Genomic DNA, 10,799 nt, shown 5'->3' with positions numbered 1-10,799 from the left:
CCTAAACATTATCAATGATTTATAAGATATTTCCTGCTGTTTTATTTTTATTATTCTCATTATATTCAAGTAAAACAAATTTTACTGATCCAGTAAATCCTTCAAAACCAGAAATTGCAAGTGTTATAAAGTCAAGTTCCGATTCAAATATCGAAACTGTTTATAATAGCTTAAATTCTAATCATTTTGATTTACCTAATCTCGAAAGTTTTAAAGAAGCCCTAAAAGGGTTTTATTTATTGAAAGAAAAAGGATTAATTCAAAAAGATATTTTGACCTTGGTCGATTTTAGTTTGTCTTCCAACATTAAAAGACTTTGGGTAATTGATTTGGATACAAATACTATTTTGTACAATTCTTTAGTTGCACATGGAAGAAATACTGGCGAAGAATACGCAAACAGTTTTTCGAATTCTAACAGCTCGTACAAAAGTAGTCTTGGGTTTTATGCTACAGGTGAAATCTATAGCGGTAAACACGGAATGTCACTTAAATTAGATGGTCTGGAAAAAGGAATTAATGATAATGCCAGAGAACGAGGCGTGGTAATGCATTCAGCAAATTATGTTTCAAATTCGTTCATAAAATGCAATAAAAGATTAGGAAGAAGTCAAGGATGCCCTGCCATTCCGGAAGAATCACTTAAGGAAATTGTTAACACAATAAAGAATAAATCCTGCTTGTTTATTTATCATCCATCAAGAAGCTTTAAAACAATTTCTACTTTATTTTCTTAATTGATTGTACAAATCGGCATCAAGATTATAGATGTCGTCTCTAAAAATCAAAATGTTTTTTTTACTCCAAGCTGTCCAATATAAAATATGGATAAAGACTTCTTTTTTTAAATTAATCTGTTTTGTTTTTTCGCTTTGGAGCGTTTCGGTGATTTTTTCTAAATTCCAATTGGTTGCATCATCCATTAAATATTCAGTCAGTTCTAACGGATTGTCAACTCTTACGCAGCCAGAACTTAGAGAGCGTACTGGTTTTTCAAAAAAATCTCGATGATTTGTATCGTGTAAATAAATCGAAAACCGATTAGGAAAAATTAGTTTGACCATTCCCAGTGAATTAAATGTCCCTGGACTTTGCACATAACGATAGCTTTTCGCCTTTGATAGCCTCCAGTTAGTTGCAGGAACTTCATTTCCGTATCCATCATATAGCTTGATGTTAGTTTTAGCTAAATAATTTCGGTTTTTTAAGATTTCAGGAATTACATCTTCTCTCAAAATGGTTGGAGGAACCGTCCAGGTTGGATTAAAAACAACTTGTGTCAACTTCGAAGACAACACAGGTGTTTTTCTTTTTGGTCTTCCTATGATTACTTTATGGGTCCTAATCGTGTCTTTGCCTTTGACCAAAGTAAATTTATAATCTGGAATATTGATAATTATATATTCCTTTCCCAATTCTTTTGGAAACCATTTCCATCGTTCAAGATTGGCAATAATTTGTTCTTTACGCTGGTTTTTCGAAAAATTGAGCGATTCAACAGTTCCTTTTCCTATAACGCCATCTGCCGACAATCCGTGGCGAATTTGAAATTTTTTTATTGCTTCAAAAGTTTCGCCGTCATAAACCAAGGATAGACTATCTTTTGTTTGTAAATCTTTCCAATAAAGTAATCTTTTTTTAATGTCAATTAATGACGAGTTGGTGTCGTTTAGGACGATTTTGTTATCTATTATTATATTATTAAAATTGTCTTTTGGAAGAGCATTGATAACTGCGAGTGCTTTTTTTAATCTTTTGTAATTAAGATGTTGAGGCTTTAATAGTTCAATTTTTTCTACCAAGGAGTCACTAATTAATAGTTTTGTTATGGTTTCATTAATATCAATTTTATTCTCTTTTAAATCCCAATTTTTATATAATTTTCTTGGATTTAACTTTCCGTTTGTCAAATGAGTAATGTATTTTTGGAAGCAGTGAGTAAGCAAAATGTCATAATTTGCTAATTTATTATCATCTAGGGAAGCAATTTTCCTCTCATTTCTTCGCAATTTATTTATATTATAATCAGCTGGATTTAGTCCTTCTTCAGTGGAATTGTAGAGTTGTTCCAATATGATTTCTCTATTTTTTTTGATTGCCAAACCGTTTTGTAACCGGAAGATTTATAAAAATATTTAAGTATTTTACTGTCAAAAGAATTTAGTAAAACACTGTCAATTGAGACTATTCTTCCTTCGTGTTGCAGGACAGGAATTGAAGTTGTCGGAGTAGAAGGGACTTCTTTTTTCGTCACTTCTTTTTCACAACTAAAAATGTTGAAAATCAATAGTAAAATAAAAAATTTATTCATTTTTATTTTTTTTAAACATCATAATATGCACTCCTACATCAGGTATTTCTAAAGGAGTTCCTGTTTTTTGATATCCCATTTTTTATAGAAAACGCTTGTCTCTATTCTTGATTCTTGCATTGAACCAAATTAAATCCACATTTTGATTTTTGCATTGTTCTTCGCTATAGAGTTTACGTGCTTTGCCAAAATCTTTTTTTCTTTGATTTTCTAAAACAGCCATTTCTCTGATTTGGTATTGATTTTTCTCTTGAAAATCGGGTTGCTTTTTTGAACAATGAAAAGACACCCACTAATTCTTGTTCCAAATAAAGTCCAAAATGCTGCGTTGTTTCTAAATTGTCTCCTTCAAAATGACAACTTTCCATCGGTTTTCCTTTTCGAAGAACAGGATGTTTAATCGAAAAGGTCTCTGCGAACGATATTTTTTTTATGATTCCCATTGTGATATAAAAATAATGAATTTATAACAATTTAGTTTTAAAACTGTTATAAAAAAATAGGAGCTTTAAATAAAAATTTTAAAAAAAACTTGCAAAGAAGCTAAGTTATTAATTATATTTGCACCGTTGTAATGCGAAAGTAGCTCAGTTGGTAGAGCTCCAGCCTTCCAAGCTGGTTGTCGCGAGTTCGAGCCTCGTCTTTCGCTCTAAAAACCTCAAACGAAAGTTTGGGGTTTTTTATTTATTGGTTGTGGCGAGAAGTTTATTCCGAGCGAAGCAAATCGGGAAGCCTCGTTTTTCGCTCTAAAAACCTCAAACGAAAGCTTGGTTTTTTTTATTTTAAAAAACTTAGATCTGTTTCGCTTTCAATTTCTGCAGGGGTTTGGTTTTGTCTAAAAAGGCGAGCTGTCAAATTACCTTTCAATATTATTGTATCACCTTTTACATCTAACCAACTTCCTTCTCGTAAACCTAAAACCGGAATGCTATTGAACGAATGAAACTCGTTAATTCTGGTTTCACGCGTTTCTCCCATATGTTTTGATTGTGTATCGGAATCAAGATAATGCGGATTAAGATTAAATGGAATTAATCCTAATGTTTCGAAACTTGGAGGATAAACAATAGGCATGTCATTGGTCGTTTGTATTGTCAGTCCGCAAATATTACTGCCGGCACTTGTTCCTAAATAGGGAATTCCATCTTTGATCGCTTCGGCAAGAACATTCATAATGTTGTTTTGGTACAATTGGGTAACCAATAAAAAAGTGTTTCCACCACCTGTAAAAATTCCTTCGGCACTTTTGATAGCCTTGGAAAAATCCTCAAATTCATGAATTCCTTTTACTTCTTTATTTATTTTAGCGAAAGCCAAAGCGACTTTTGCGGTATATTCATCGTTTGAAATTCCACCTGGTCGTGCAAAAGGAATAAATAATATCGTTTTGCAATGCTCGAAATGAACATTTAACTCAGGCAGTATATATTCTAAATAATCTCCTCCGTGAACGGTGGAAGTGCTGGCGATAATTATATTTTTCATTTTATACAGTAAAATAAGTTTGGGTTAAAGGTATGAAATCAGACTTTTAATGTTGAATTAACTAATTTTTAATTAACATATTTTTACCAATTCATTGTTCAATAATTGTGAAGGATTAAGATACTTTTACATTGTGTCAATAAATCTTATGCCAGTTTATGAGGGAATTTCTACTTATTTTATTTTATCTCTTTTCTCAAATTACTATTGGGCAAAATGGAAGCCAAAAATTGATTCACGGAAAAATAAGAGTTAAATCCGGAAGTATTGAGGGTGTAACCGTTATTAATCTGGTTAACGAAAAAAGTACAGCAAGTGATAGTAATGGAGACTTTTATATTTTGGCTAAAGCCGACGATTTACTAGTTTTCTCATCAGTAAATTTAGAATATTTCCGCAGGATAATCGAAGAAAATGATTTAAAATCAGAAGTTCTAATCATAAAAATGACTTCAAAAACTACCGAATTAAAAGAAGTAATTGTCAATAAGCATCCTGAAATTAATGCAGTTTCATTAGGGATTTCTCCTAAAGGTGTAAAACATTACACGCCAGCAGAGAGGAAATTATACACGGCAAATTCTACACCCGTCGATGCATTATTGAATTTGATGTCTGGCAGAACGGCGATGCTCAAAAAAGAACTCGAAGTAGAAAAAAAAGAGTATTTATTGATGAAAATTGGAACACTTTTTGACGATGATTATTACATAAAGACACTGAAAATTCCTGCCAATTACATCAAAGGATTTCAGTATTATTGTATAGAAAACACTAACTTTGTTATGGCTTTAAAGTCGAAAAACAAAACAATGACTAAATTTTTGATAGTTCCTTTGGCCGAAAAGTACATTGAAATTATTTCAGATGAAAACTAAAATAGGAATTCTTGCCTTTTGTTTGTTTTATCAATTTTGTCTTGGACAAGCATTGACCAAAAAATCATTACACGGTATGGTTTTAAACGATTCGGTCAATGTAGAAAGTGGTTATGTGTTTAATGTAAATTCCAAAACGAGAACATTTATAAGTCCACAAGGTTTTTTTGATATTTTGGCAAAAACAAATGATACTTTGCTTATTTCAAGTTTAGGATTAAAGTCTAAAAGAATTGTTCTTTCTGAAAAAGATTTTACGCCCTCACTAATAATAATTAGGCTAAACGTATTTGTAAATCAATTAGAGGAAGTTGTGGTTAAAAAAATAGTTATAAAACCTAATTTAGGTAATATTCAATCAATTATTGATACGCAATATTTTGAGGACAAACAGTCTTCGCTAAATAATCCTTTAATGCCTTACCACGAAATAGTATACGGAATGGACGTTATTCGAGTGGGCAAAATGATTTGGAAAATATTCGTCAAAGAAAACCCTGAAAAGACAAAAACTGATGGCTATGGTGATTTTTCTGAAATTGTACCAAAGAGAATTAGTCCCTTTTTCTTCACCAACACATTACAATTAAAAAAAGATGAAATTGGACTTTTCCTGATTTATTGTGAAAATGATCCAAAAGCGAAAGAACTTTTAAATCCCAATTTGGAATTTGAATTGATTGAATTTCTAATTACAAAAAACGAGGAATTCAAAAGATTTACTACATTTGAAAATTGAAAAGTTAAGATTTGATTATAGTTAATTAAATATTAATAATAATATTTTGTAACTGTACATCTTTGTAACTTTGCAACTTAAAAAAATAGATTATGTTTGGAATCGGTGGAGGCGAATTAATTTTTATAATGTTTGTGGTTCTAATGCTTTTTGGTTCTGATAAAGTTCCAGAAATTGCCCGTACAATGGGCAAAGCAATGGCTCAATTAAAAAACGCTACAAACGACATAAAAAGCGAAATCCAAAAAGGAGCCGATGCTAATGGTTTCGACCAAAAAATGTTAAGTGATTTGACTAATAATATCACTTCTGAAATCAACAGTGCCAAAACTAATATACTTGGAGATACAAATGTATTAACTGGAATTTCTACCACTTTTACTTCAGAGATAAATAAAACAAAAAACGATTTACTTGGTGAAACAACAACCTCCATTAGTGAAGTTTCGACTACGGTTACAGTAGAAGTTGAAAAACCTAAAGACGATTTATTAGCTGATGCAACTCCTCCAACAGAAGAAAAAGAAGATAGTGTTGGTCCAATAAAACGCAAAAAATAATGTTGGAGAAAATACTGTCGCTTGACGAAAAATTATTTATTTACTTAAATGGTCTGGGCTCCACAACTTATGATGGGCTTTGGTCAATTATTACCAAACAAACCAGTTGGATTCCGCTTTTTATTTTATTATTATATTTTATTTTCAAGAAATTAGGAACAAAACAAACCTTGTATTTGCTGTTATTTGTGGCGATTTTGTTGCTTTTTACAGACCAAATTACCAATTTATTTAAAAATGGATTTCAAAGACTCCGACCATGCAACAATCCGGCAATAAATTCCTTTATACGTATAGTACAATCAAGAAAATCGTTTAGTTTTTTCTCTGGTCACGCTGCAAACACAATGGCAGTTGCCACTTTTTTATACCTTATTTTCAAGAAGGATTTCAAATACTTTTGGTTGCTGTTTTTATGGCCATTAATCTTTGCTTATAGCAGGATATATCTGGGATTGCATTATCCATTAGATATTATTTGTGGGTATTTGTGTGGAGTAATATTAGGGTCTTTGATGTTTAAATTGTATACAATTACACAAAAAAAATATTTCCCCGTTTAACTTTTAGGAGCTTTTTCCTGCTATTCGTTTCAATCCACGCAAAAAAAGCGTGGGATTTCCACTTCTATCAGGGCTAGGGCTTCAGTTTTCAATTCAATAATCTGTTATTTATAAAACCCGGCTCACCGTCAATCCATCTCGAATAGGCAATAAAACTGTTTCTACTCTAGGATCTTTTTTTAATAATTTATTGTATTCTACAAGGATTTTTGTGCTCAAATCATTTGGTTGTAAAGGTTCGAGAACTTTTCCACTCCACAATACATTGTCCGAAAGAATAATTCCGCCTTTGTTCATTTTTGGAACAATAAATTCAAAATAGTGGATGTAATTTTCCTTGTCGGCATCGATAAAAACCAAATCAAATTTCACGTCCAAAGTAGGAATAATATCCAAAGCTTCACCAAGATGCTGTATAATCTGGTTTCCCCAAGGTGATTTATTAAAATATTTTCTTTGGAAATCTACCAATTCTTCCTTGATATCAATGGTGTGAAGTATTCCGTTTTCCTGCATTCCTTCGCACAAACACAATGCCGAATAGCCGGTATAAGTTCCTATTTCAAGGATATTCACTGGACGAATCAGTTTTGAGAGCATACTCAAAACGCGTCCTTGAAAATGTCCGCTTAGCATTCTTGGCAATAAAACTTTCTGAAAAGTTTCTTTATCTAAAGCCGCCAATAATTCGGGCTCTTTCTGCGAATGTTGCTCGATATAGTCTTCTAATTCTTGGGAAATGAAATGCATTTTTATTAATTTTTGTCAAAGTTATCAAATTATCAAATCAACACACGAGCATTTATACGAATTGATGAAATAATACCATCTATATTTTTTAAAATAGTCCAAAATCAAGTAATATAATGCCGATATAGTATGAAAACAGTCCAATTTTTATTGGACTATTTTGAATACATAATCGGTATAAATCAACAAATAGTCATTAAATTTGCGCTATGCAAATTGAGAAAAAAGATATTAGAGCTTTATCCAAAGAACAATTAAGAAATTTTTTTGTAACCAATGGTGACCAGGCCTTTCGCGGTAATCAAGTTTACGAATGGTTGTGGAGCAAAGGGGCACATAGTTTTGAGGATATGACAAATGTTGCAAAAGCGACTCGTGCTATGCTCGAAAATAATTTTGTAATCAATCACATAAAAGTGGATATAATGCAGCGAAGTGAAGACGGAACGGTAAAAAACGCGGTTCGACTTCACGATGGTTTGGTTGTGGAAAGTGTTTTGATTCCAACAAACACCAGAACAACAGCTTGTGTTTCTAGCCAAGTGGGTTGTAGTTTAGATTGTAATTTTTGTGCCACGGCTCGATTAAAAAGAATGCGAAATCTGGAACCAGGAGAAATTTATGATCAAGTAATCGCTATCGACAAAGAAAGCCGTTTGTATTACAATCATCCTTTGTCTAATATTGTTTTTATGGGAATGGGTGAACCGCTTATGAATTACAATAATGTGATGAAAGCCATCGAAATGATAACTTCAAACGAAGGTTTGGGAATGTCACCCAAACGGATTACAGTTTCGACTTCCGGTGTTCCAAAAATGATAAAAAAATTGGCGGATGATGAAGTGAAATTTAATTTGGCCGTTTCTTTGCATTCCGCAATAGATGAAATTCGTTCACGAATAATGCCTTTTAGCGCAAGTTTTCCATTAGCTGAGTTGAGAGAATCATTGGAATATTGGTATAGAAAAACTAAAAGTAAAATTTCTTTCGAATATGTCGTTTGGAAAGGGATTAATGACAACAAAGAATCCATTGATGCATTGGTAAAATTCTGTAAATATGTTCCTTGTAAAGTCAATTTAATAGAGTACAATCCCATAGATGATGGAGAGTTTCAACAAGCTTCAGAAGAATCAATTAATGCTTACATAAAAGCACTTGAAGCTAATGATATCATAGTAAAAGTTCGTAGAAGTCGCGGAAAAGACATTGATGCCGCCTGTGGCCAATTAGCAAATAAAGAAGCATAAAAAACGTCCCGATAATCTCGGGACGTTTTTGATTTATAAGTTTTTTAAATTATCTTTTCAGATGAATTTCTTTTGCAACACCGTTAACTGTAATTGTTGCAAGATCATCACAATCTCCTTTTCCGTAATCAAGTGTAGCTTTTCCGTCATTTTTCGTGATTTCAATAATACCAGCAACCGGGAAAGGCATTTTGCAACTCATATTAATTCGAAGCGGAGTTTTTATAGTGCTGGTATATTTTGAACCATTAGGAAAAGTTGTAATATTATATCCCCAAACTTTGAAAACGTTATCTTCCCAATTAGTAATAGAAGTCATGCCTTCTACCATTTCTCTAACTCGAGTTCCTATTCTGGTATATATTTTACCATCAGGATATGTGATTTTCATGTCTATAGAATGAGTAGTAACTGGATGTATTGCTGATAATAATTCAGTACTTTTAAGTTCGCGAATAATTGTTTTAGTTCCTTCAATCAACTTGCCATTATGGTAAAATCCTACCAAAGTATATGTAATGGTTTTTATTGGGGTTGTAAAATCTTTTGTAGAACTAACAATTATTTTTCCTTTCACAATGTTACCGTTGTGTAATGTACAACCTTGAGTACCAAAATCAATAGTTCTTGTCCATGTGTCAGTAGTTAAAACAATTGTAACTGTAGCACAAGTAGGCAACATACTTGCCATTCCCATACTTGTTTTGAGAGTCAAACTTTTTTGCATGTCAAATTGGTCTTCTGCAATAATTGAAACGTCATCTATTGAAGCATCAATATCAGAATTGATAACAGCTTCATCTGTTGTTATTGCTGCTGACGGCTGATTAACAGATTCGTTAGTATTACATCCGATAAAAAATGTAATCGAAAGCAATGTTGCAAATAATAAAATTTTTGTTTTCATAATAAAATTTTTTAAGGTTTCTATCTTTGATAGATATATTAATAAAAGGTTTAAATGGGGATATCAAATTTATGTAAAAAAATGCAAAACAAGTGAGTTGCTATCTTAAAATGATGAACTACACATTTTTAAATAAATGTTATGTGTCTAATAATTAGTGATTTATTCATTATTATAGTTAAGATATTGTACAAAATTCAGATTATTTTATTTCATTAAGGAAATTTTTAAAGATGGGTAATCAGATAGAATTCAAAATGGTTTTAACTCAAAATAAAATAATTCAAAAAACACTTTCATTTACAGTAAATAGATAACGTTTTTTTTATTCGAAAATAGTATATTTGAATCCTAGATGAATATCACTTCTCAAATAAAACAGCCTATTTTTATCGAAATGGAACTTTTTGAAAAAAAGTTCTATGAATCGATGACTTCAAAAGTGGCTTTACTGAACAGAATCACTTATTATATCGTCAATCGAAAAGGAAAACAAATGCGCCCAATGTTTGTTTTCTTGACTGCAAAAATGGTTTCTGAAGGAATTGTAAACGAAAGGACTTATCGAGGGGCATCAGTAATTGAGTTGATTCATACTGCTACTTTGGTTCACGATGATGTTGTGGATGACAGTAATCGCCGAAGAGGCTTTTTCTCCATTAATGCACTTTGGAAAAATAAAATTGCCGTACTTGTTGGAGATTATTTATTATCCAAAGGGTTGTTGCTTTCAATAGATAATGGAGATTTTGATTTGCTAAGAATTATTTCTGTGGCCGTGCGCGAAATGAGTGAAGGTGAATTATTGCAAATTGAAAAAGCCAGAAGACTTGATATTACTGAAGATGTTTATTACGAAATCATTCGAAAAAAAACAGCTACACTTATTGCTGCTTGTTGCGCTTTAGGAGCAAAATCGGTTATTGAGGATGAAATTCAGGTCGAAAATATGAGAAAATTTGGAGAACTCATAGGAATGGCTTTTCAAATAAAAGACGATTTATTTGATTATACAGAGGAAGCTATTGGCAAACCTACTGGAATCGACATCAAAGAACAGAAAATGACTTTGCCGCTTATTCACGTTTTGAATAATTGTACTTCAAAAGAAAAATCCTGGGTCATTAATTCAATCAAAAACCACAACAAAGACAAAAAGAGAGTAAAAGAAGTTATTGCCTTTGTGAAAAATAACAACGGACTACTTTATGCCGAACAAAAAATGGCACAATTCCAGCAAGAAGCTCTTTTGCTTTTGGATATTTATCCTAAATCTGAGTTCAAAGATGCTTTGACTTTGATGGTGAATTATGTTATTGAAAGAAAAAAGTAAAGGTTATTTTCATATTTTTT

The 10,799-nt window shown here is 31.9% G+C and carries 12 protein-coding genes, 1 tRNA gene and 1 pseudogene; 8 read left to right on the top strand and 6 right to left on the bottom strand.

The window, feature by feature from the left end; all coding sequences use genetic code 11:
• Positions 1-14 precede the first annotated feature (14 nt).
• Positions 15-737 carry a murein L,D-transpeptidase catalytic domain family protein gene (locus ACH2BV_RS02570; RefSeq protein WP_395049077.1) on the top strand — a complete coding sequence of 241 codons (723 nt, stop codon included), beginning with the start codon at positions 15-17 and terminating at the stop codon, positions 735-737.
• Here the strand turns inward: ACH2BV_RS02570 and ACH2BV_RS02565 are convergent.
• From ACH2BV_RS02565 to ACH2BV_RS02555, 3 genes are all read right to left on the bottom strand, one after another.
• The gene (locus ACH2BV_RS02565) at positions 726-2,102 is read right to left on the bottom strand and encodes a murein L,D-transpeptidase (protein WP_395049075.1); all 1,377 of its coding nucleotides are present in this window, start codon (positions 2,100-2,102) and stop codon (positions 726-728) included. The genes ACH2BV_RS02570 and ACH2BV_RS02565 overlap by 12 nt on opposite strands.
• Positions 2,036-2,311: a hypothetical protein gene (locus ACH2BV_RS02560; RefSeq protein WP_395049074.1), complete on the bottom strand. Its 276-nt coding sequence runs from the start codon at positions 2,309-2,311 to the stop codon at positions 2,036-2,038. The genes ACH2BV_RS02565 and ACH2BV_RS02560 overlap by 67 nt, the downstream gene beginning before the upstream one ends.
• Before the next feature lie 173 nt (positions 2,312-2,484).
• Positions 2,485-2,754 carry a hypothetical protein gene (locus ACH2BV_RS02555; protein ID WP_395049073.1) on the bottom strand — a complete coding sequence of 90 codons (270 nt, stop codon included), beginning with the start codon at positions 2,752-2,754 and terminating at the stop codon, positions 2,485-2,487.
• Positions 2,755-2,887: 133 nt separating this feature from the next.
• Between ACH2BV_RS02555 and ACH2BV_RS02550 the strand changes: the two genes are divergently transcribed.
• Positions 2,888-2,960, top strand: a tRNA-Gly gene (locus tag ACH2BV_RS02550).
• A gap of 128 nt (positions 2,961-3,088) precedes the next feature.
• On the opposite strand, the gene pepE is transcribed toward ACH2BV_RS02550, so the two are convergent.
• Entirely contained in the window at positions 3,089-3,796 is a 708-nt protein-coding gene (gene pepE, locus ACH2BV_RS02545; protein WP_395049071.1) for a dipeptidase PepE, read from the bottom strand.
• Positions 3,797-3,954: 158 nt separating this feature from the next.
• Here pepE and ACH2BV_RS02540 point away from each other — a divergent pair, with 158 nt between their 5' ends.
• The 4 genes and pseudogenes from ACH2BV_RS02540 to ACH2BV_RS02525 all read left to right on the top strand — a co-directional run bounded on the left by ACH2BV_RS02540 (position 3,955) and on the right by ACH2BV_RS02525 (position 6,536).
• The gene (locus ACH2BV_RS02540; RefSeq protein ID WP_395049070.1) at positions 3,955-4,674 is read left to right on the top strand and encodes a hypothetical protein; all 720 of its coding nucleotides are present in this window, start codon (positions 3,955-3,957) and stop codon (positions 4,672-4,674) included.
• Entirely contained in the window at positions 4,664-5,413 is a 750-nt protein-coding gene (locus ACH2BV_RS02535) for a hypothetical protein (RefSeq protein WP_395049069.1), read from the top strand. The genes ACH2BV_RS02540 and ACH2BV_RS02535 overlap by 11 nt, the downstream gene beginning before the upstream one ends.
• Before the next feature lie 92 nt (positions 5,414-5,505).
• A pseudogene (locus ACH2BV_RS02530) lies at positions 5,506-5,826 on the top strand (twin-arginine translocase TatA/TatE family subunit); the annotation flags it as partial.
• A 146-nt stretch (positions 5,827-5,972) separates the two neighbouring features.
• Positions 5,973-6,536: a phosphatase PAP2 family protein gene (locus ACH2BV_RS02525; RefSeq protein ID WP_395049068.1), complete on the top strand. Its 564-nt coding sequence runs from the start codon at positions 5,973-5,975 to the stop codon at positions 6,534-6,536.
• 108 nt (positions 6,537-6,644) lie between these two features.
• Here the strand turns inward: ACH2BV_RS02525 and ACH2BV_RS02520 are convergent, their stop codons facing one another.
• Positions 6,645-7,286, bottom strand: coding sequence for an O-methyltransferase (locus ACH2BV_RS02520; RefSeq protein WP_395049066.1), 642 nt, complete (start codon positions 7,284-7,286; stop codon positions 6,645-6,647).
• Positions 7,287-7,495: 209 nt separating this feature from the next.
• On the opposite strand from ACH2BV_RS02520, the gene rlmN reads away from it, so the two are divergent.
• A complete protein-coding gene (rlmN, locus tag ACH2BV_RS02515; RefSeq protein ID WP_395049065.1) occupies positions 7,496-8,539 on the top strand; it encodes a 23S rRNA (adenine(2503)-C(2))-methyltransferase RlmN in 1,044 nt (347 codons plus the stop codon).
• A 49-nt stretch (positions 8,540-8,588) separates the two neighbouring features.
• Here the strand turns inward: rlmN and ACH2BV_RS02510 are convergent, their stop codons facing one another.
• Positions 8,589-9,446: a hypothetical protein gene (locus tag ACH2BV_RS02510; protein ID WP_395049064.1), complete on the bottom strand. Its 858-nt coding sequence runs from the start codon at positions 9,444-9,446 to the stop codon at positions 8,589-8,591.
• 355 nt (positions 9,447-9,801) lie between these two features.
• On the opposite strand from ACH2BV_RS02510, the gene ACH2BV_RS02505 reads away from it, so the two are divergent.
• Entirely contained in the window at positions 9,802-10,779 is a 978-nt protein-coding gene (locus tag ACH2BV_RS02505) for a polyprenyl synthetase family protein (RefSeq protein ID WP_395049063.1), read from the top strand.
• The last annotated feature ends 20 nt before the right edge of the window (positions 10,780-10,799 follow it).

This window comes from Flavobacterium sp. (assembly GCF_043780635.1).
Taxonomy (GTDB): Bacteria; Bacteroidota; Bacteroidia; order Flavobacteriales; family Flavobacteriaceae; genus Flavobacterium.
Note: the sequence above shows the minus strand (reverse complement) of the source record. Positions and strands in the feature narration are given on the sequence as shown.

Coding starts and splice junctions, on each gene's coding strand:
- ACH2BV_RS02570 (WP_395049077.1), top strand. CDS start 15: ATGATTTATAAGATATTTCCTGCTGTTTTATTTTTATTATTCTCATTA.
- ACH2BV_RS02560 (WP_395049074.1), bottom strand. CDS start 2,311: ATGAATAAATTTTTTATTTTACTATTGATTTTCAACATTTTTAGTTGT.
- ACH2BV_RS02555 (WP_395049073.1), bottom strand. CDS start 2,754: ATGGGAATCATAAAAAAAATATCGTTCGCAGAGACCTTTTCGATTAAA.
- pepE (WP_395049071.1), bottom strand. CDS start 3,796: ATGAAAAATATAATTATCGCCAGCACTTCCACCGTTCACGGAGGAGAT.
- ACH2BV_RS02540 (WP_395049070.1), top strand. CDS start 3,955: ATGAGGGAATTTCTACTTATTTTATTTTATCTCTTTTCTCAAATTACT.
- ACH2BV_RS02535 (WP_395049069.1), top strand. CDS start 4,664: ATGAAAACTAAAATAGGAATTCTTGCCTTTTGTTTGTTTTATCAATTT.
- ACH2BV_RS02525 (WP_395049068.1), top strand. CDS start 5,973: ATGTTGGAGAAAATACTGTCGCTTGACGAAAAATTATTTATTTACTTA.
- ACH2BV_RS02520 (WP_395049066.1), bottom strand. CDS start 7,286: ATGCATTTCATTTCCCAAGAATTAGAAGACTATATCGAGCAACATTCG.
- rlmN (WP_395049065.1), top strand. CDS start 7,496: ATGCAAATTGAGAAAAAAGATATTAGAGCTTTATCCAAAGAACAATTA.
- ACH2BV_RS02510 (WP_395049064.1), bottom strand. CDS start 9,446: ATGAAAACAAAAATTTTATTATTTGCAACATTGCTTTCGATTACATTT.
- ACH2BV_RS02505 (WP_395049063.1), top strand. CDS start 9,802: ATGAATATCACTTCTCAAATAAAACAGCCTATTTTTATCGAAATGGAA.